Here is a 17,587-nt window from a genome sequence, read left to right on the forward strand (position 1 = left end):
TTACGGGAAGAGCGGCGCCTGTTCGAGACCGAGCGTTTCCTCAAGGCCGAACATCAGGTTCATGTTCTGAACCGCCTGCCCGCTCGATCCCTTCACCAGGTTGTCGATCGCCGAAATGACGATGGCCCGCCCGGGGATACGATCCTCGAACACATTGATCACGCAATTGTTGGAGCCGCGCACCATCTGGGTCTGCGGCACCGCGCCTTCTTTCAGCAGCCGCACAAAAGGCTCGCCCTCATACAGTTTCGCGATTTCCGCGCGCAAGTCCGCCGCCGTCTTCCCCTTGGCGAGCCGGACATGGGAGGTGATCAGTTCCCCCCGACTCATCGGAATCAGATGCGGCACGAAATTGACCCGCAGATCGGCGGCGGCCCGGCCGATGGCTTTCGCCACTTCCTGCTCGATCTCCGGGGCATGCCGGTGCTTGGCAATGCTGTAGGGGCTGAGGCCTTCCCCCGCCTCGCTGAAAAGCGTGTTCTGCTTGAGACCCCGGCCGGCGCCGGTGATGCCCGATTTCGCATCGATCACCAGGTCATCCGCATCGATCAGCCCCGCCGCCACCAGGGGCACGAGCGAGAGCAGCACCGCCGTCGGATAGCAGCCCGGACAGGCGACCAGCCGCGCGGATTTGATCTTCTCCCGATACAGCTCCGTCAGGCCGTAAACGGCGTCCTTCTGCAATTCGAGCGCCCGGTGCTCATGGCCGTACCATTCGGCGTAGGTTTCCGGATCGTCCAGCCGGAAATCGGCGGAAAGATCGACCACTTTCACCTTCGCGGGAAGGGTCGCGATAATCTCCTGCGTGGTGCCGTGGGGCAGGCCGCAGAAGACGACATCGACCGTGTTCCAGTCCGCATCCTCCACCGAGATCATGTCGGGCAGGCCATAGCCGCCGAGATGGGGATAGACCTCCTCCACCGGCTGGCCGGCCTTGCGATCGGCGGTCAGCAGCGTCATCTCGACATTCGGATGCCGGAGCAGCAGCCGCATGGCCTCCGCCCCCGTATAGCCACTCGCGCCGAGGATCCCGGCCTTGATTTTTTCTGTTGTTGTCGTCATGTCCTTATTCCGGCGTACTTCGCCAGACTCCTAAAAGCGTTATGTCGTCAGGTAGCTCTGGTGTTCGCCCTTGAGGGCCTTGTCCGCAAACCAGATCAGCATATTCAGATCGAAGGCCTCGCGGGCCTCCTCGCTCAATCGGAGTCGCCCTTTTTTAAGGCCCGCCAGAATATCCTTGTTCGCCTTTCGAAGCAGCGCGCCGCGCACGGAACTGCGCACATCGAGCTGGTCGCGCATTTCCTGCACCAACTCCTCCCCCGTCAGGCGATGGACATAATCCTTCACCTGGATGGAGAACGCCCCGTCGGCATCGAGAGGGATGCCGAGCGCGTCAATATCGATATCGTCCGCGTTCCGGATCGGGTAGGTCATCTTGGTTTTCCTGTTGTGCCGCAGCCCGTTTCAGCGGCGTTTCTTACACGATTTTGCCGGATGCGCAAAGCGTTCTCGTCGCTCTGCCCCCGGCGGGCCATAAAAAAAGGCGGCTGGTGAGCCGCCTTTTCTTTCTCGTATCGGAACCTTCGTCTCAGTCCAGCAGCTCGAGATTTTCCGCCGATGATTTGCCGTTGCGACCTTCAACAAGTTCATACTGAACTTTTGCGTTTTCCTGAAGGGTCGTCAATCCGGCCCGTTCAACAGCCGTAATATGCACGAAAGCGTCTGACCCGCCTTCATCTGGAGCGATGAAACCGTATCCTTTGGTCGGGTTAAACCACTTTACAGTACCTTTTGCCATTTTAAGTCTCCTGGACACACATTCTATATAACAGGTAACCAGCGATGTCGTCGTGCCCATTTGTAACAGCCGGTTGACCTCGGAAGCGTCATTGCCGGCCGGCATGCAGCCTTGAATTTTCGCCTCCCGTTGACTCGCGTAATTGATAATTAGGGTTTTTGCAAGAAACATTTCAGCAAAATCAATTTTTTGTGACGCCTCGCCGCCTCCGTTGCATAAATGTTAGTATCCGCGCTTATTTTTTAAGCATTTCTTAGGGCTAACAGCCTGTTAACCCCCGGAAGTCCGCCGGAAACAGCCCTGTATTCAAGGCGCGGATCCACCCCCCTTTTGTTGCTGACGCCCCCGCCGAGTCGGGCTATTCTTGCGACCTGACCGGCAGCACGAAGGAGAAGGAATATGCAAAGGGAGCAAGTGAAAACCGGCGGTTGCCTCTGCGGCGCGGTCCGCTATGAAATCGACGGGCCGCTGCGCGATATCATCTCCTGCCATTGTGGCCAGTGCCAGAAGACAAGCGGCCATTATTTTGCCGCCACCGCCACGCCCAAGGAACATTTCCACCTCACCAAGGATGAAGGGCTTAAATGGTACAGCTCCTCCGGTTATGCGGAGCGTGGTTTTTGCAGCGAATGCGGCAGCAGTCTTTTCTGGCGGATGAAGGACGGCAGCCATCAGAGCATTCTCGCCGGCAGCCTCGATGGGGACACCGGGCTTAAAACCAGCCATCATATCTTCGTTGCCGACAAGAAGGATTATTACGACATTGCGGACGGTATTCCGCAGTACGACACCTATCCGGAAGACCTGAAAAGCGGATAGCCGCACAGCCCCGGACACAGCAAAGGAAAGACAGATGAAACTTGACGGCTCCTGCCATTGCGGCGCGGTACGGTTTTCGCTCGCCTCGGCCCATCCCTACCCGTTCAACTATTGCTTCTGCTCGATCTGCCGCAAGACGCAGGGCGGCGGTGGGTTCGCCATCAATCTCGGCGGCGACGCGGCGAGCCTGAAAATCGAGGGGGAGGAAAATATCTCCGTCTATCAGGCCAAACTGGAGGGGGACGAGGTAAGCCCCGCCCGACGGCATTTCTGCAAACACTGCGGCAGCGCGCTCTGGGTCCATGATCCGCGCTGGCCGGAGCTGATCCATCCCTTCGCCTCGGCGATCGATACGGAGCTTCCCGCGGCGCCGGAGCGCACCTTCCTGATGGTCGGATCGAAAAAGGCATGGGTCCCGCTGGAGGCTGGGCCGCAGGACAAGGTCTTCGACGACTATCCCGAAGAATCCATCGCCGACTGGCATCGAAGGCTGGGTCTTGAAAGTTAGCCGCAGACGGGCCAGATTTCTGTCATATTACCTCCATGCGGGACTGATACACCGCACATTCAGTAAGATAACGGGAATGAGACAGTCATGCGCAAATTGACATTGCTGCGGCACGCGAAATCAAGCTGGTCCGACCGGACGCGTAGCGATATTGACCGGCCGCTCACCGGCCGGGGTCGTCGGGCGGCGCTCAAAATCGGAACATATATTTCCAGGAATGCAATTTTCCCGGACCTGATCCTCTGCTCGCCGGCGAAGCGGACACGCGAGACGCTGGCGCAGATCGAACCCTTCCTTCCCGACGGGACCGAGGTTCAGATCGAAAAGTCCATTTACTCGGCGGGCGAAGGCAGCGGGCTCGTCTCCTATCTCAAGGGGTCCGCCATCGACGAGGCGCATGTCATGATCATCGGCCATAACCCGACGATGCAGCAGATGGCGCTCGCCCTCGCGCGGCCCGAACCGGACAACGGCTACCGGCAGATCGAGACGAAATACCCGACCGCCGCCCTCACCCATATCCGCTTCGATATTCCGACCTGGCGCCAGCTTGACGGGCGCGGCGAGCTGGTCCATTACGTAACACCGAAAATGCTTCCCGGCGGCGAGGAGGAGGAGGAATAGCGGATGGACGGCAAGGTCATCACTTTTGATTCCTGGCCACGGCGGGAGCAGTATCTCCTCTTCCGCGGCCAGGAATTCCCGCATTTCAGCCTGACCGCGCCGGTCGATATCACGGCGGCTCGGAAACGGACGCGGGCCGACGGGCTCTCCATTTTCAATGTCACGCTGTTCTGCCTCATGAAGACGGTGAACGCGATCCCCGAATTCCGCACCCGCTTTCGCGGCGAGACGGTGATCGAGCATGACGTCGTCCATGCCTCCTTCACCGTGCCGATCGGCGGCGACGGCTTCGCCTTCTGCCAGACCTCCTTCGTCGATGACTGGCCGTCCTTCGACGCCCACTGCCGCGAGACGGTGGCGGCGGCGAAACGGCAGACCGCCCTCGATGACGAGATCGCCGGGGAGGATCAGTGGATATATCTGAGCTGCATGCCCTGGATCGATTTCACCGCCATCACCCATCCCCTCGCCGGCAAGGATGACTGCATTCCGCGCATTGCCTGGGGCAAGATCGTCGAGGACGGGGCGCGCGCCCGCATCTCCGTCAATCTGCAGGTGCATCACGCGCTGATGGACGGCTATCACGCCGCAAAATTTTATGAGTTGCTGGAGAAAAACCTGGCGGAATTCTAGCGGGAGAGGTCGATAAAGGTGCCTCTCGCCGCCGACAGGGTCCGGATCTGGTCTTCGCGGGGGACGCGCGTGCGGGTGAGCTGAAATCCGGTCGAATAGAAGACAAGCCGGTTGCAATCGCCGCTGTCATCGAGCAGCGGAAAACCGACGGCGACGCTGCTCTCGGTTCCGCCGCTCTCGGCGGTGCCGCTCAGCTCGCTGAAGATGCCGCAGGGCCGCGACACGCATTCATACATGGACGAGGCGGCCCGCTCCCGCGGCTCCCCCTCCCAGAAATCGAGGAAATTCTTGCCCGTCACTTCCTTGCCCAACCGCTCGACGATGGCCGTGCCCGCCAGGCGGTAGATGATCTCATCGCGGGAGAGAACCTCATATATCGCGATAAAGGGAAGCAGCGCCGAAATCCGCATCGGATCGAAACTTCTGCGGTGCGGGACGTCGGCGTCGGGCTCAAGGCCGCGCCAATAGAGCGCGAACTGCTCCGCATCGGGCGTTGTCCAGTCGATTTCGTCGAATTTCTTCAGCTTCATATTTTCCCTCCCCGCGACCGATGGCAACTGCCGGCCCAACGCCCGCCCGACAGAAATCGCAAATTTTTACTTTTTTTAGCGGCGGGGAATATACCCATTTAACCCGGATCTGCCAAACGGATATTTCCGCCCTCGGGCCGCCACGCCTCTCGCAACGGGGCGGATCACCCCGCCGCGGAGCCGGGCCGCCGCTTACTTGCTATAGCTGACGCCCATACCGGCGCGGACATCGTTCTGGATGCCATATTGCGCAATGGGATAGCGCAGGCCGTTTTTCGACAGCGCCGCCAGCCCCTCCACCACTTTGGGCAGATAGGCGGGCGGAATGGCCATGAGCAGTTCATCCTCCAGCACGCCGCCGTAGCGCCGCTCGGCAAAACAGGGCAGCGACAGGCTCGGCTCCCCGGTGGAAAGCGCCCGTCCCCAGCTATCCGCGCAGGAGGATTCGCCGACGACAGAGAAATCGAGCTTCTTGTATCCCGCCCATTGCAGGCCGTTGATAAAGATGATCATCTGCGCCGGGGTTGCGTAGATCAGGCAGATATCCGGCGGGTTCAGCCGTTTCGAGGCGAGCGGCGAGACCGCCATCGCCGTGAACTGGCCCGAGGGGACGACGGTCATGGCCGCCTGATGATTGCGCGCATCTTCCGGGGTTTCATACCAGACCCCAGCATAGCGCTCCCCCTTCTGCCATTCCGCGTCCTGGGGCCGGATACCGAGAACCGCGCCGCATTGCGCGCCGACAAAATCATCGGCCGTCACGCCAACCGTCCAGCCGAGGCGGCAGGCCTGGGCGACGATCTGATCGGCGGTGTGAATGTTCTGTGGCCGGCGGATTTTCTCGACCGCCTCCATTTCCTCCTTCGTTTCGAACAGCTTCATGCCGATCGGCGTCGCCCGGAGGCGGAGATATTTGTTGAGGCCGTCGAGAATGGCGTCCCAGTCGTAGAAATCTTCGAGTTTCGTCAATATTCTTCTCCCGTTCTTTTTTATCAAGCGTGACAGGAAAGCGACTTCCTGTCATCTTGCCCGTCTTATGCGGAAATGAAATCACTGAATGCCCGGCCGCTGTTATTCTTTTTTGGCAACCGTCCGGCGCTATTGTTATTACAATACCGGTAAGGTGCGGAATGATCCAGATCAATAACGCAAATCGGAAATGGTGGGTGCTGGCGGCCATGGGGGGCGCGCTCGCGCTCATTGTGCTCGACGAGACGGTGGTCGGGGTTGCCTTGCCGACAATCCAGCGCGAACTGGGCATGTCCCAGGTCAATTCGCACTGGATCGTCAACGCCTATTTCCTTGTTTTCACGGCGCTCGCCGCGGCGGCGGGCAAGATGGGCGACCTGTTTGGCTATCGCAGCCTGTTTCTGGGCGCGCTCGGCATTTTCGGCCTGTCCACCATTGCCTGCGGCATCGCCGACAGCGGCGCCGCGCTGATTGCTGCCCGCGCCGCGCAAGGGCTGGGCGCCGCCGTGATCTTTCCCTTCACCGTTGCTATGATCACGACTGTCTTCGCCCCCGAGGAACGCGGCCGCGCCTTTGGCATCCAGACGGCCATCGGTGGCTGTTTCATTTCGATGGGACCGCTGGTCGGCGGCTTCCTGACAGATGTCTTGAGTTGGCGCTGGATTTTCTGGATCAACATCCCCGTCGTAATCGCCGTTGCCCTGACCGTCTTTATCGCCTGGCAGGTACCCGACCGGAGCGCCGGCAAGACACAGGGCCGCTTCGATCTGACGGGGCTTGTGGCGCTCATCATCGGGCTTGCCGCCCTTGTCGTCGCGATCATGGAAGTGCCCGATTACGGCTGGAGCAATCCCTTTATCATTGCCGGAATTGTCATCGGCCTCGTGTCGCTCAGCCTTTTTGTCGTTCTGGAGCTTAAAATTCAAAACCCGCTCTTCGATCTGGAGCTGTTTTCCATGCCGACAATCTCGGTGATGAACAGCATTGTTTTCATGGGCGAGTTCGGCAAGATCGCGCTGATCGTCTTCGGGGCGCTGTTCCTGCAAAAGACCCTTCATTTCTCGCCCTTCATGGCGGGGGTCGCCTTGATCCCGGCGGTGCTGCCCTCCCTCTTCGCGTCGCTCGTCGTCGGTGAATTTTCCGACAGATATGATGCGCGGATCGTCTCCCTTATCGGTCTGTCGCTGAATGCGGCGGGCATGATCTGGCTCGCGATTTTCGTGAATTTCGATACCTACTGGATTTTGATCCCGGCGCTGGTGGCCTGGGGCTGCGCCCTGCCCTTTCATTTTGTCTCCACCCGCCGCGCCATCGTCAATACGGTCCCGGCGGAGAAGCTCGGCCAGAGCGGCGGCCTGACAATGACGGCGCAGCTTTTGGGCGGCACCGTCAGCATGGCGCTCTGCGGGACGATCCTCGCCGGCGTTGGCCGGTTTGACGGCCTGTACTGGCTGTCGGGCGGGCTGATGACGCTGGTCGTGGCCATCGGTTTCCTGCGGCTGCGGCGGGAAGCGGCCTAGCGCCGCCCGGCCGCGACTATTGAAATTCGGGCGAAAAATGCGATGTAATGATCAGGTCTGAGCGAAAAGGGAAGAGAATATGACGGCGCGACCCTATCATCACAATCCGAAGGGCGGCTTTCGCAATCCGGAGGGAAGCCCGAACCTGCGCATCCGCAAGCGCCGCCTCATCCGCTTTATCTACCGGCAGCTCGGCAAGAAGCAGCGGCAGCCCGAGATCCCCGAGGGCCATGTGCTGGACCGGGCCGCCGTCGATGACGGCATCCTCGCGGGCGGCAACCCGAGCGTGACCTGGCTCGGCCATGCCGCCTTCATCATTCGCACCGGCGGCAAGGTGATCCTGACGGATCCCTATCTCACCGACTATGCCGGGCCCGCCCGGATGGGGCCCAAGCGCTATGTTCCCGCCGCGCTGAAGGCCGACGAACTGCCGCGCGCCGACGTCATGGTCATCAGCCATAACCATTACGACCACCTCGATGCGCGGGCGCTCGCCGCCTATCCGCACAAGGACCATACGCAGGTGATCGTCCCTCTCGGCCTCAAATCCTTTATCGAGAAGCGCGGCTTCGCCAGGGTGATCGAGATGGACTGGTGGGAAAGCTGGACGGCGGACGGGCTGACCGTGACGACGCTGCCGGCCGTGCATTCCTCCGGCCGCGGCATTCATGACCAGAAAAAGACCCTCTGGGCGAGCTTCGGCATTCGGACGGCGAAGGAGAATATCTGGTTTTCCGGCGATACGGCCTATGGCGAGATCTTTCATGAGATCGGCGCGCGCCAGGCGCCCTTCGACCTCGCCCTCGTCGGCATCGGCGCCTATGAGCCGCGCGAGATCATGAAGATGGTGCATGCAACGCCCGAGGAAGCCATCCAAATCGTCCGCGCGATCGGCGCGAAGCAGGCCCTCGGCATGCATTGGGGTACCGTCCTGCTCACGCCCGAGGATCCGTTCGAGGCACCGGACCGCTTCCGCCGGGCCGCCATCGACCAGGGCTATGGGGAGGAGAACGCCCTCCTCCTCCGGATCGGCGAAACAAGATCACTCAAAGCTGCGTGAGGCGCAACGGCGCGGCCATCAATGCAGCCGCATGTTGCCCCGGTTTGCATAGACCCGGAGCACCGACCCAGTCCCGGTCACCGCCCGCGCCACCGGGATCGCCGCGAGGACGCCGTCGCGCATCGGCAGGACAAGCCCGCTTTCCTTGAGTTCCCCGGCCCAGTCATAGATGACCGTCCGGGCGATGCGCGCCGTGGCGGGCTCGAGAAAATGGGACAGCAGGTCCGCGATCCGCGCCCCGCCCCCCGATTGCACCAGCGCCAGCGATTGCAGCAGCCGCCATTCATCCTCCGATATGCCGCCGCAACAGGGGCAGCGGAAATCGACGACGCGGCTGTGGCCGGCAACGACGAGCGACAGGAAATTATCCAGCGCCAACAAACCCGCCGGGCAGTTGGCCCGCGCATAGGCCTCCCTCAGTGTTTCATACGGCGAATAATTCTGGCGAAACCCGTCCGACCAGAAACGCAGGCTCCAGAGGGTCAGCTGCTCGGGAAAACTGAGGTCGCTCAACTTGTTCGGGGCGGGGTTGGGGTTTGCCATTCTCTAAAACTCACTTCAAACGTTAAAACATCCTATAGCTAATGATAATGATATTCATTCGCAAAAATCAACTGGTTTCTTGGAAGATGCGAAATAGGCGGCGCCGGCGGCGGGTCGGCGGCGGGTCGGCGGCGGGCCCGCGCCTAGCCGCGGAGCCGCCGGATATAATCCCGATGGAAGGCGAGATAGCCCGGCGCGGTCACCTGCAGATGCGGCCGGGTCAGCATGTGGAAATTCTCAAGCAAATGAAACGGCACCGCCGGATAGGCGTGATGCTCCGCATGGAAGGGCATGTTCCAGGCGAGCCGCCGCACCAGCCGGTTGGCCAGCGTCGTGCGGGTATTGGCGAAGATATTCGGAACCTCGGGGCAGCCGTCATGCTCGGCCATCAGATAGAGCCGCAGGAACGGCTGGCCGATCACGGCGGGCAGCACCCAGACATAGAGCAGCAGCGCCGAGCCGACCAGCACCGAGCCCGCGGCAAGCGCCGCATAGATAAGGAGCATCCCCCGCGCCTCCCCCGCGATGGCGGCGCGGGCATGTTCGGGCAGGAAGGGATCATCCGCCCGCCCCGCCGCATTCTTGAGGAGCGTCTTTGTGTGGGAGATCCAGATCGGCACGCCGGAGGCCTGCCAGAGATACTGCGTGAGCGTTGCGGGCTTTCGCGTGGCAAGCTCCGGGTCGCGCGTCGGGTCCTGGGTGAAGCGGTGATGCTCGATATGGAAATAGCGGAACCATTCCGCCGGCAAGAGGAGGAGGACGCCGCAGACCGCCGCCACCAGCTTGTTGAGCCAGAGGCTTTTAAAGGCCGTGCGATGGACGCTCTCGTGCAGCGCGGGGAACAGGAAGATTATGAGAATTCCCTGCGGCAGCATCAGAAGCGGCCAGCCCGGCCCCTGCATCGCGATCAGCGCCCCGATCAGCAGGATCAGCCCCGCCTGCCCGCCAAGATGCATAAGCCCCTTCGCATCCGAGCGGCGCGTCAGGCTCGAACGCTGTGCCCTCGTCAGGGATTTGATAAAGTCACGACTGTCCATGCGCCGAGTTTACGGCAGAAAGCAGCGCATTGAAATGCGGCATTTTGGGCGAAATGTTGCGATTCTATTTGTTTTCTTAGTATTACTAAACTGACTTCCTATCCCCTTTTTCCCCCGAGGACTAGTGAGCACAGTGAGTACGGCGATCACCTGATCACCGCGAGCACAGCCATTTCCATTTAATGTTATGATATATATAGAATTAACACATATGTATTTGCCATTTCTATTGACGAGTTGGCATATTTATGCCATATTGTCTTGCGAAATACGCGCTCTCGGGACAACGTGGTTTTGCGATGAAATTTTTAATCCATTGATTTAAAAGGATTTTTTTAATATTTTAACAATACCGCCACCGAAGACTGGAGACACAGCCGAATATCCAAAATCGGTTAGTGGGCCTTCGGATGGCGGGAGGGTTGAGCGTCCAAACCTCAACCCTATTTTAACAAAAGGAGTTCAATATGGCGAGCCTTAGACGCCGAAAGGTTGGCAAAAAAACACTAGCGTTAAGATCTAAGCTGTGGCCTGACTTACCGGAAAATGAATTTTGGGATCGCAACTTGTATGATGGCTTTACAAGCATTCCCAGAACCCTTCCAATTGTCATGAATATAATTGATGGTTTGACAAAAAACAAACCCGCGTCGCGAACATATTTCGTACTCTGGTGCACTGCCTTCGACGAAATGTATGTCAGTTTAAGCAAGCAAGAAGATTTAGCATTTCAGTCGGGATTCACTGGACAGAGAGCGATCCGAACTTGGCGCGAAAGAATGTTAAGTTTGGAGGAATTTGGATTCATCAAGACAGCTGCAGGTTCCAGAGGAGATTTATCGCACGCAGTAATAATCAACCCACACTTTGTTATTAGGCGCCTTTACAAAAATAATACTCCGGGATTGACAGCTGCCGCTTATAATACCTTGCTCGAAAGGGCTAATGAAATCGGCGCTAAAGATATGGAGTTTAGTCTTCCTGAGGAAGAGGATGGCTCCGACGCCATCCGATCCAAATAATTCAGATTAATGCCATCCCCCCAACACACAACTAAAAAAGGGCCCGCCGAAGCGAGCCCTTTTCCGTGTCGTATATAGCTCTCGCGATTAACGCTTGGAGAACTGGAAGCTGCGGCGGGCTTTCGCGCGGCCGTATTTTTTCCGTTCCACAACGCGGCTGTCGCGGGTGAGGAAGCCCTCGGCCTTCAGCGCGCCGCGCAAGGCGGGCTCATAGGCGGTGAGCGCCTTCGAAATGCCGTGGCGGACCGCACCGGCCTGGCCGGAGAGACCCCCGCCCTTCACCGTGCAGATCACGTCGAACTGGCCGACGCGGTCGGTAATCTCGAACGGCTGCAGCAGGATCATGCGGAGCACGGGGCGTGCAAAATAGACTTCCTGGTCGCGGCCGTTGACGGTGACCTTGCCGGAACCGGGCTTGATCCAGACGCGGGCAATGGCGTTCTTCCGCTTGCCGGTCGCGTAGGAGCGGCCGAGGCTGTCGATCACCGGATCAACCGGCGCCGCATCGATGACTTCGGCGGCGTGAATGACTTCCGCGCCGGGCTCGCCTGCCGGGGCATCCTTCGCGGTGCCGTCGGTCAGGTCTTTCAGATCCTCGAGGGAGTTTGCTTCATCGGCCATACTCAGGCACTCCTTACATTCTTGGCATTCATCGATGCAACATCCAGAACTTCCGGGTTCTGGGCGGCGTGCGGATGCTCAGGGCCGGCATAGACGCGCAGGTTGCTGAACTGCTCCCGGCCCAGGGGACCGCGCGGGATCATCCGCTCAACCGCCTTCATCAGGAGGCGTTCGGGATGGGCGCTGGACAGGGTCTTTTCCGCCGTCCGGCTCTTGATGCCGCCCGGATAGCCGGTGTGCCAGTAGAACACCTTGTCGGACAGCTTCTTGCCGGTCAGCACGACTTTTTCCGCGTTGATGACAATGACATTGTCGCCGCAATCGATGTTGGGCGTATACATGGGTTTATGCTTGCCGCGCAGGCGGGTCGCGATAATCGAGGCAAGACGGCCAAGAACGAGCCCTTCGGCATCGATCAGCAGCCATTTCTTCTCCACCTCGGACGGTTTTGCAGAATAGGTTTTCATTTAACTCAAGCCTTCGCGTAGAGCGTGCCATAACAAAATAAAGGGAGCAAAGGGCTCCCCGGTCTTGATGCGCGGTATAAACCCAGTTTGTTCCGCCGTCAACCGAAATAATGCTGTTATTTCACTCTTTTACGATAGCGGTATTATAATACCGCAATTTTTCGCCGCGGCAAACGCCTAGCGTTTCGGCGGGATGGAATAGGTCGCGGTGACATGCGCGACCGGCTCCTCGCCGCCATTGGCGAACAGGCTGAACTCACCGACCGCCAGCGTCTTGCCGAGCTTCAGGATACGCCCCTTCGCCAGCATCCGGCCCGGCTCGGGCTTGCGCAGGAAATTGATATTGAGGCTGGTGGTGACGGCGAGCGCGACAGGCCCGATCTGCGCGAGCAGGAGAAGATACATCGCCGCATCGGCCAGCTCCATCATCGTCGGGCCCGAGACCGTGCCGCCCGGGCGCAGATGCCGCTCCCGCGTTGTCATGCTGATGGTGATGGAGCTATCGTCCACCTGCTCGACCTTCAGGCCGAGGTGATCGACCTGCGGGAAATGCTCCCGGTTAAAGGCTTCCAGTTCGTCGGCGGTCATCACGGGCACGGGCGCTTTCTCCTCTTCTCTTTACAAAAAAGATATAAGCTCTTTTGTCCGATCACAAGAATGCTTTATGCTAGCGCAAAAATAACCGGGAATGAGGAAACGCCGCCGCCATGTCCGCACAAGAAAAAGCCGAAGAGACGAACAGAGACATCGTTACCGTCACTATTGCCGACAGGATCGCCACCATCACGCTCGACGATCCGGCGACGCGCAATTCCCTGTCGCGGAACATGATGGCGCGGCTGCAGAAAATCCTCGACGAGATCAAGACCTCGAAGGAGGTCCATGTGGTGATTATCGAGGGCAAGGGCCCCGTCTTCTGTTCGGGCCACAATCTCAAGGAAATCGCCGCCGAGGATCGCGAGGCCGCCATGCTCGCCCTGTTCGAGCAATGCAGCACCCTGATGCAGAGCGTCGTCCATCTGCCGCAGCCGGTGATCGCCAAGGTCGACGGCGTCGCCACGGCAGCGGGCGCGCAGCTGGTCGCCTCCTGCGATCTCGCCTTTGCCACGGAGAGTTCGAAATTCGCAACGCCCGGTGTTAATTTCGGGCTCTTCTGCTCCACCCCCATGGTCGCCATCAGCCGCAATGTCTCGCCCAAGCATGCGATGGAGATGCTGCTCTCGGGGGAGTTTATCGACGCCGCACAGGCCGCGCGCACCGGATTGATCAACGCCGCCGTCTCCGCCGAGGAACTGACCGAACGGGTCATGCATTTCGCGACGCGGATCGCCGGCAAGTCGCCGCTGACCGTCCGGATCGGCAAAACCGCGTTCTATCAGCAGCTTCCCATGTCGCTGGCCGACGCCTATGCCTTCACCTCGCGCGTGATGACGGAAAATATGCAGACCCATGACGCGCGCGAGGGGATCGACGCCTTTATGGCCAAGCGCGATCCCGAGTGGCAGGGGAAATAACGCGCATGAATCATGACGCTTACGCCGATGACTATATCGGCGGCATCCTCAATGAGGTGACCACCATCGCCGTCGTCGGCGCGAGCAGCAACCCCGCCCGGCCGAGCTACTACGTTATGAAATATCTCAAACGCAAGGGATATCGCTGCATCCCCGTCAATCCGGGCCTTGCCGGGCAGCAACTGCTCGGCGAGACAGCCTATGCGTCCCTTTCGGACATTCCGGAGCCGGTCGACATGGTTGATTGCTTTCGCGCCAGCGAGGCCATCCCGCCCATCGTCGATGAGGCCATCGCGATCAAGGCAAAGGTCGTGTGGATGCAGCTCGGCGTCCGTCATGACGCGGCGGCGGCAAAGGCCGAGGCGGCGGGCCTCAAGGTTGTCATGAACCGCTGTCCCAAAATCGAATTCGGGCGACTGTCCGGGGAAATCGCCTTCATGGGCGGTCGCTCCGGCGTCATTTCATCAAAAAAATCAAAACTTGTAGGGAAAAAAACAACATGAGTACTCCAAAATTCGAAACCCTGTCCATCCATGCCGGCGCTGCGCCGGATCCGACCACCGGGGCGCGCATCACGCCGATCTACCAGACCTCCGGCTTTGTGTTTGACGATGCGGATCACGCGGCGGAACTGTTCAACCTTCAGGCCTTTGGCAATATCTATTCCCGCCTGACCAACCCGACAAATGCGGTGCTGGAGGAACGGGTGGCGACGTTGGAAGGCGGGGCAACCGGTCTTGCGGTCTCCTCCGGTCATGCGGCGCAGCTGATTGTCTTTCATACATTGATGCAGCCGGGCGATGAATTTCTTGCCTCCACCCGTCTTTATGGCGGCTCGATCACCCAGTTCAGCCAGTCGTTCAAGAAATTTGACTGGAACGCCATCTTCGTCGACCCGAAAGACCCGGAAAACTTCAAGAAAGCCCTGACGCCGAAATGCAAGGCGATCTTTATCGAGAGTCTCGCCAATCCCGGTGGCGTCGTCACGGATATCGAGGCGATTGCCAAGATCGCTCATGACGCGGGCATCCCGCTGATCGTCGACAACACCATGGCCTCGCCCTATCTCTGCCGCCCGATCGAATGGGGCGCCGATATCGTGGTGCATTCGGCGACGAAATTCCTCGGCGGTCACGGCAATTCCATGGGCGGAATCATCGTTGACTCCGGCAAGTTCGACTGGAGCGCGTCGGACAAATACCCGACCATGAGCCAGCCGAACCCGTCCTATCACGGGCTGAAATTCCATGAGACCTTTGGCGAATTGGGCTTCGGCATTGCCTGCCGGGCGCTGGGCCTGCGCGATCTCGGCCCGGCCCTCTCCCCCTTCAATGCCTTCATGATCCTGACCGGGATCGAGACGCTGCCGCTGCGCATGGAACGGCACAGCGCCAACGCGCTGAAAGTCGCGGAATATCTGCAGGGCCATGACAAGGTGAGCTGGGTTTGCTACGCCGGACTGAAGGACGATGAATATTACGACCTCGGCCAGAAGTATCTCAATGGCGGCGCCGGCGCGGTCTTCACCTTCGGCGTCAAGGGCGGCTATGACGCCGGCGTGAAGGTCGTGGAATCGGTGGAGCTGTTCTCCCATCTCGCCAATATCGGCGATACCCGGAGCCTGATCATCCATCCCAGCTCCACCACCCACCGGCAGTTGAGCGAGAAACAGCAGATCGCGGCGGGCGCCGGGCCGGACGTCGTCCGCCTCTCCGTCGGCATCGAGAATGTCGAGGATATCATCGCCGATCTGGACCAGGCCCTCGCCGCCTGCTAATCGGCATCAGCTATCATACACCGATAGCTCTATCAGGTTGAGATCGGGGTCGCGCACGTAGAGTGACGTGATCGGCCCCCTCGCCCCGGTCCGTTTGACCGGCCCTTCGAGAATGGCAACCCCGGCCGCCTCCAGCCGCGCGCGCATCTCGACCAACTCCCCCTCGATAATAAAGCAGAGATCCGCCGTGCCGGGTTTCGCCAGATGCGCCTTCGGCTCGAACTCATGACCGGCGAGATGCAGGTTGATTTTCGCATTTCCGAACCTGAGCGCCCGCCGACCCTCGCCGAATTCCTCATAAATCATCCCCAATATTTCACAATAGAACGCCTTCGTTCGTTCAATATCGGCGACGGTCAAAACAAGATGATCGAGGTTCTTTATCATTATTTTTTTCTTTATTTTGTTTAAATTACCAGTTGCATGATTTTTATTTTATACTACTTAAGTAAAAAAGTGTCATTATTAAGGAAAAATCATGAAATACTTAACTATAGTTGCGCCGCTCCTGCTCATTACCTTGCCCTCGCTCGCCGCGGCCAAGGATGGCACCGTATCGGCGGCCGAGGGGCGGAACAACAGCGCGGGCTTTCAGACCTCCTATGACATTCTGACGAAGTCTATCATCGCCGAGCTGATTGAAAAGAAGGAAAACGGCTATTACGACGGCTTCAACCAGCATAATACCTTCATCACCAATATCGGCGCGCAGACGACCACGATCGGCGCCCAGACGATCTTCAACGGCAACCAACTCGACCATATCTTCGTCAATACGACCAATTGCGGCGCGGTGAGCAGCATTACCTCCGTCGAGACATCGGGAGAACACACGAGCACCAGCGGCGAGACGTCTTGCACGGTAACTACAGACAATGCATACAATAATTAAAGGCTGCCTGATCCTGCCGATGCTGCTGGGCGGCTGCATCGCCACGAGCCATGAAAACATCACCCTGCCCGAGGGGCCGCCCGTGCAGACGGTGGTGACGCCCTATGACCGGCTGATCAGATGCATCGCGACCCGCGCCAAGCTCGGCGGGGTCTGGGCGGTCGGGGAGATCGCCGATGCCACCGGCAAATTCAGCGGCGAATATGCGGGCACCGGAAAATATGTCACCCAGGGCGCGGGCGACATGATGCAGACGACGCTGATCAAGGCGAAGGCGGAAAGCGTCGTCAACCGGCGCGATCCCCGTCCCGTCATCTCGGAAATCCAGCTCGGCATCCGGGACGCCAAGGAACTCACGCGGATGGATTACTACATCACCGGCTCGATCAATACGCTCGACTTCATCCCGGGCGCGGCGGCGGAGCTGACCATCGCCGGGATCGGCCCGCGCTATCGCCAGAACAGGGCCATCGTCGGGCTCGACCTGCATCTCACCAACGCCCGCACGTCCGAGGTGCTGGCGGCGGTCAATATCTCCAAGCAGATCTTCGCCGACGAGGCGGGCTTCGGCATCGGGCGTTTCTTCGGCGACACCCTCGTCGATCTCGACATCAGCGGCCAGAACCGCGAACCGTTGCAGCTCTCGCTCCGCTCGATGCTGCAATTCGGCTTCTACGAAATGCTGACCCAGCTCAACCCCGATCTTCGCAACGACTGCCAGCAGATCGTCGATGCCGTCGAGGGGGTCGAGGAGCGGTCGGAAAAAAGCTAGAAAATAGTATTAATCAACAGGATTGCGTCTTTTATTTATTCATTATCGCGAAAGGAATATTCAATGAAGAAACTTATTATCACGACCATGGCCCTCGCCCTGCTGGCGGGACCGGCATTTGCCTTCGGCGGGAGCGACATCAGCGGCCAGAACCATGTCCATATCGGCGGCGCGTTCGGTTCCATCACCAATGGCGGCGATTCTTCGGCGACTTACGGATCCAGTAATATTGGTGGAGTAGCAGCCCTCACCGTCATCAATGACGACGTGCGTGCCCCGGTCATCTTCGGCCTTCCGTCTTCCGGTGAATTTTCCTACACCGGCGTCAGCAATACGGCCATCGGCGCGAACACCTATTATGCGGAGAATTTCAGCGGGGGCATCCAGACCGGCGTTCCCGCAGACGGCGCCGTGGAGGATTCTCCTTCTCCGAACGGATGGGGTTGGGGTGATTTCCTCAGGTAATCAAATGTTTGGAGAC

General features: G+C 59.3%; 24 protein-coding genes. 13 read left to right on the forward strand and 11 right to left on the reverse strand.

Features of this window, described 5'->3' with window-relative positions; all coding sequences use genetic code 11:
- The 3 genes from argC to GQF03_RS03935 all read right to left on the reverse strand — a co-directional run bounded on the left by argC (position 1) and on the right by GQF03_RS03935 (position 1,798).
- Entirely contained in the window at positions 1–1,062 is a 1,062-nt protein-coding gene (gene argC / locus GQF03_RS03925; RefSeq protein WP_161337863.1) for an N-acetyl-gamma-glutamyl-phosphate reductase, read from the reverse strand.
- A 39-nt stretch (positions 1,063–1,101) separates the two neighbouring features.
- Positions 1,102–1,434, reverse strand: coding sequence for a hypothetical protein (locus tag GQF03_RS03930; RefSeq protein ID WP_161337864.1), 333 nt, complete (start codon positions 1,432–1,434; stop codon positions 1,102–1,104).
- Positions 1,435–1,588: 154 nt separating this feature from the next.
- Complete coding sequence (locus GQF03_RS03935) at positions 1,589–1,798, reverse strand: cold-shock protein (protein ID WP_161337865.1); 210 nt, start codon at positions 1,796–1,798, stop codon at positions 1,589–1,591.
- Between the two features lie 399 nt (positions 1,799–2,197).
- On the opposite strand from GQF03_RS03935, the gene GQF03_RS03940 reads away from it, so the two are divergent.
- From GQF03_RS03940 to GQF03_RS03955, 4 genes are all read left to right on the forward strand, one after another.
- Entirely contained in the window at positions 2,198–2,617 is a 420-nt protein-coding gene (locus GQF03_RS03940; RefSeq protein WP_161337866.1) for a GFA family protein, read from the forward strand.
- A 34-nt stretch (positions 2,618–2,651) separates the two neighbouring features.
- Positions 2,652–3,125 carry a GFA family protein gene (locus tag GQF03_RS03945; protein WP_161337867.1) on the forward strand — a complete coding sequence of 158 codons (474 nt, stop codon included), beginning with the start codon at positions 2,652–2,654 and terminating at the stop codon, positions 3,123–3,125.
- An 87-nt stretch (positions 3,126–3,212) separates the two neighbouring features.
- Complete coding sequence (locus GQF03_RS03950) at positions 3,213–3,749, forward strand: SixA phosphatase family protein (protein ID WP_161337868.1); 537 nt, start codon at positions 3,213–3,215, stop codon at positions 3,747–3,749.
- A 3-nt stretch (positions 3,750–3,752) separates the two neighbouring features.
- On the forward strand, positions 3,753–4,382 hold the full coding sequence (locus tag GQF03_RS03955) for a CatA-like O-acetyltransferase (protein ID WP_161337869.1): 630 nt from the start codon (positions 3,753–3,755) through the stop codon (positions 4,380–4,382).
- Here the strand turns inward: GQF03_RS03955 and GQF03_RS03960 are convergent.
- Together GQF03_RS03960 and GQF03_RS03965 are read right to left on the reverse strand one after the other, a co-directional pair.
- Positions 4,379–4,912, reverse strand: coding sequence for a PAS domain-containing protein (locus GQF03_RS03960; RefSeq protein ID WP_161337870.1), 534 nt, complete (start codon positions 4,910–4,912; stop codon positions 4,379–4,381). The genes GQF03_RS03955 and GQF03_RS03960 overlap by 4 nt on opposite strands.
- 192 nt (positions 4,913–5,104) lie before the next feature.
- The gene (locus tag GQF03_RS03965; protein WP_161337871.1) at positions 5,105–5,881 is read right to left on the reverse strand and encodes a DUF169 domain-containing protein; all 777 of its coding nucleotides are present in this window, start codon (positions 5,879–5,881) and stop codon (positions 5,105–5,107) included.
- Between the two features lie 161 nt (positions 5,882–6,042).
- On the opposite strand from GQF03_RS03965, the gene GQF03_RS03970 reads away from it, so the two are divergent.
- Together GQF03_RS03970 and GQF03_RS03975 are read left to right on the forward strand one after the other, a co-directional pair.
- Positions 6,043–7,401: an MFS transporter gene (locus GQF03_RS03970; RefSeq protein ID WP_161337872.1), complete on the forward strand. Its 1,359-nt coding sequence runs from the start codon at positions 6,043–6,045 to the stop codon at positions 7,399–7,401.
- A gap of 79 nt (positions 7,402–7,480) precedes the next feature.
- Positions 7,481–8,461, forward strand: coding sequence for an MBL fold metallo-hydrolase (locus tag GQF03_RS03975; RefSeq protein WP_161337873.1), 981 nt, complete (start codon positions 7,481–7,483; stop codon positions 8,459–8,461).
- 18 nt (positions 8,462–8,479) lie between these two features.
- Here the strand turns inward: GQF03_RS03975 and GQF03_RS03980 are convergent, their stop codons facing one another.
- Positions 8,480–9,004: a hypothetical protein gene (locus tag GQF03_RS03980; protein ID WP_161337874.1), complete on the reverse strand. Its 525-nt coding sequence runs from the start codon at positions 9,002–9,004 to the stop codon at positions 8,480–8,482.
- A gap of 143 nt (positions 9,005–9,147) precedes the next feature.
- On the reverse strand, positions 9,148–10,041 hold the full coding sequence (locus tag GQF03_RS03985) for a fatty acid desaturase (RefSeq protein WP_161337875.1): 894 nt from the start codon (positions 10,039–10,041) through the stop codon (positions 9,148–9,150).
- 467 nt (positions 10,042–10,508) lie between these two features.
- On the opposite strand from GQF03_RS03985, the gene GQF03_RS03990 reads away from it, so the two are divergent.
- A complete protein-coding gene (locus GQF03_RS03990) occupies positions 10,509–11,063 on the forward strand; it encodes a hypothetical protein (protein ID WP_194237075.1) in 555 nt (184 codons plus the stop codon).
- 87 nt (positions 11,064–11,150) lie between these two features.
- On the opposite strand, the gene rpsI is transcribed toward GQF03_RS03990, so the two are convergent.
- The 3 genes from rpsI to GQF03_RS04005 all read right to left on the reverse strand — a co-directional run bounded on the left by rpsI (position 11,151) and on the right by GQF03_RS04005 (position 12,739).
- The gene (rpsI, locus tag GQF03_RS03995) at positions 11,151–11,684 is read right to left on the reverse strand and encodes a 30S ribosomal protein S9 (protein ID WP_161337876.1); all 534 of its coding nucleotides are present in this window, start codon (positions 11,682–11,684) and stop codon (positions 11,151–11,153) included.
- A 2-nt stretch (positions 11,685–11,686) separates the two neighbouring features.
- Positions 11,687–12,151 (reverse strand): 50S ribosomal protein L13, encoded by a 465-nt coding sequence (gene rplM / locus GQF03_RS04000; RefSeq protein WP_161337877.1) that lies wholly within the window; start codon positions 12,149–12,151, stop codon positions 11,687–11,689.
- A 177-nt stretch (positions 12,152–12,328) separates the two neighbouring features.
- Positions 12,329–12,739, reverse strand: coding sequence for a PaaI family thioesterase (locus tag GQF03_RS04005; RefSeq protein WP_161338108.1), 411 nt, complete (start codon positions 12,737–12,739; stop codon positions 12,329–12,331).
- A gap of 119 nt (positions 12,740–12,858) precedes the next feature.
- On the opposite strand from GQF03_RS04005, the gene GQF03_RS04010 reads away from it, so the two are divergent.
- The 3 genes from GQF03_RS04010 to GQF03_RS04020 are packed head-to-tail and all read left to right on the forward strand — an operon-like array spanning position 12,859 to position 15,442.
- Positions 12,859–13,665 carry an enoyl-CoA hydratase gene (locus GQF03_RS04010; RefSeq protein ID WP_161337878.1) on the forward strand — a complete coding sequence of 269 codons (807 nt, stop codon included), beginning with the start codon at positions 12,859–12,861 and terminating at the stop codon, positions 13,663–13,665.
- A gap of 5 nt (positions 13,666–13,670) precedes the next feature.
- Positions 13,671–14,168, forward strand: a complete 498-nt coding sequence (locus GQF03_RS04015) for a CoA-binding protein (protein ID WP_161337879.1) — start codon at positions 13,671–13,673, stop codon at positions 14,166–14,168.
- A complete protein-coding gene (locus GQF03_RS04020; protein WP_161337880.1) occupies positions 14,165–15,442 on the forward strand; it encodes an O-acetylhomoserine aminocarboxypropyltransferase in 1,278 nt (425 codons plus the stop codon). The genes GQF03_RS04015 and GQF03_RS04020 overlap by 4 nt, the downstream gene beginning before the upstream one ends.
- A gap of 6 nt (positions 15,443–15,448) precedes the next feature.
- On the opposite strand, the gene GQF03_RS04025 is transcribed toward GQF03_RS04020, so the two are convergent.
- On the reverse strand, positions 15,449–15,832 hold the full coding sequence (locus GQF03_RS04025) for a VOC family protein (RefSeq protein WP_174238720.1): 384 nt from the start codon (positions 15,830–15,832) through the stop codon (positions 15,449–15,451).
- A gap of 88 nt (positions 15,833–15,920) precedes the next feature.
- Between GQF03_RS04025 and GQF03_RS04030 the strand changes: the two genes are divergently transcribed.
- From GQF03_RS04030 to GQF03_RS04040, 3 genes are all read left to right on the forward strand, one after another.
- Positions 15,921–16,334: a hypothetical protein gene (locus GQF03_RS04030; RefSeq protein ID WP_161337882.1), complete on the forward strand. Its 414-nt coding sequence runs from the start codon at positions 15,921–15,923 to the stop codon at positions 16,332–16,334.
- Positions 16,318–17,106, forward strand: coding sequence for a CsgG/HfaB family protein (locus GQF03_RS04035; protein ID WP_161337883.1), 789 nt, complete (start codon positions 16,318–16,320; stop codon positions 17,104–17,106). The genes GQF03_RS04030 and GQF03_RS04035 overlap by 17 nt, the downstream gene beginning before the upstream one ends.
- A gap of 63 nt (positions 17,107–17,169) precedes the next feature.
- Positions 17,170–17,571, forward strand: a complete 402-nt coding sequence (locus tag GQF03_RS04040) for a hypothetical protein (RefSeq protein WP_161337884.1) — start codon at positions 17,170–17,172, stop codon at positions 17,569–17,571.
- Positions 17,572–17,587: the final 16 nt, after the last annotated feature.

It is taken from the genome of Sneathiella chungangensis (assembly GCF_009882935.1).
Taxonomy (GTDB): domain Bacteria; phylum Pseudomonadota; class Alphaproteobacteria; order Sneathiellales; family Sneathiellaceae; genus Sneathiella; species Sneathiella chungangensis.

Excerpts from the sequence above, each read along its gene's own strand:
- argC (WP_161337863.1), bottom strand. The coding sequence starts at position 1,062 with ATGACGACAACAACAGAAAAAATCAAGGCCGGGATCCTCGGCGCGAGT.
- GQF03_RS03930 (WP_161337864.1), bottom strand. The coding sequence starts at position 1,434 with ATGACCTACCCGATCCGGAACGCGGACGATATCGATATTGACGCGCTC.
- GQF03_RS03935 (WP_161337865.1), bottom strand. The coding sequence starts at position 1,798 with ATGGCAAAAGGTACTGTAAAGTGGTTTAACCCGACCAAAGGATACGGT.
- GQF03_RS03940 (WP_161337866.1), top strand. The coding sequence starts at position 2,198 with ATGCAAAGGGAGCAAGTGAAAACCGGCGGTTGCCTCTGCGGCGCGGTC.
- GQF03_RS03945 (WP_161337867.1), top strand. The coding sequence starts at position 2,652 with ATGAAACTTGACGGCTCCTGCCATTGCGGCGCGGTACGGTTTTCGCTC.
- GQF03_RS03950 (WP_161337868.1), top strand. The coding sequence starts at position 3,213 with ATGCGCAAATTGACATTGCTGCGGCACGCGAAATCAAGCTGGTCCGAC.
- GQF03_RS03955 (WP_161337869.1), top strand. The coding sequence starts at position 3,753 with ATGGACGGCAAGGTCATCACTTTTGATTCCTGGCCACGGCGGGAGCAG.
- GQF03_RS03960 (WP_161337870.1), bottom strand. The coding sequence starts at position 4,912 with ATGAAGCTGAAGAAATTCGACGAAATCGACTGGACAACGCCCGATGCG.
- GQF03_RS03970 (WP_161337872.1), top strand. The coding sequence starts at position 6,043 with ATGATCCAGATCAATAACGCAAATCGGAAATGGTGGGTGCTGGCGGCC.
- GQF03_RS03975 (WP_161337873.1), top strand. The coding sequence starts at position 7,481 with ATGACGGCGCGACCCTATCATCACAATCCGAAGGGCGGCTTTCGCAAT.
- GQF03_RS03980 (WP_161337874.1), bottom strand. The coding sequence starts at position 9,004 with ATGGCAAACCCCAACCCCGCCCCGAACAAGTTGAGCGACCTCAGTTTT.
- GQF03_RS03985 (WP_161337875.1), bottom strand. The coding sequence starts at position 10,041 with ATGGACAGTCGTGACTTTATCAAATCCCTGACGAGGGCACAGCGTTCG.
- GQF03_RS03990 (WP_194237075.1), top strand. The coding sequence starts at position 10,509 with ATGGCGAGCCTTAGACGCCGAAAGGTTGGCAAAAAAACACTAGCGTTA.
- rpsI (WP_161337876.1), bottom strand. The coding sequence starts at position 11,684 with ATGGCCGATGAAGCAAACTCCCTCGAGGATCTGAAAGACCTGACCGAC.
- rplM (WP_161337877.1), bottom strand. The coding sequence starts at position 12,151 with ATGAAAACCTATTCTGCAAAACCGTCCGAGGTGGAGAAGAAATGGCTG.
- GQF03_RS04005 (WP_161338108.1), bottom strand. The coding sequence starts at position 12,739 with ATGACCGCCGACGAACTGGAAGCCTTTAACCGGGAGCATTTCCCGCAG.
- GQF03_RS04010 (WP_161337878.1), top strand. The coding sequence starts at position 12,859 with ATGTCCGCACAAGAAAAAGCCGAAGAGACGAACAGAGACATCGTTACC.
- GQF03_RS04015 (WP_161337879.1), top strand. The coding sequence starts at position 13,671 with ATGAATCATGACGCTTACGCCGATGACTATATCGGCGGCATCCTCAAT.
- GQF03_RS04020 (WP_161337880.1), top strand. The coding sequence starts at position 14,165 with ATGAGTACTCCAAAATTCGAAACCCTGTCCATCCATGCCGGCGCTGCG.
- GQF03_RS04030 (WP_161337882.1), top strand. The coding sequence starts at position 15,921 with ATGAAATACTTAACTATAGTTGCGCCGCTCCTGCTCATTACCTTGCCC.
- GQF03_RS04035 (WP_161337883.1), top strand. The coding sequence starts at position 16,318 with ATGCATACAATAATTAAAGGCTGCCTGATCCTGCCGATGCTGCTGGGC.
- GQF03_RS04040 (WP_161337884.1), top strand. The coding sequence starts at position 17,170 with ATGAAGAAACTTATTATCACGACCATGGCCCTCGCCCTGCTGGCGGGA.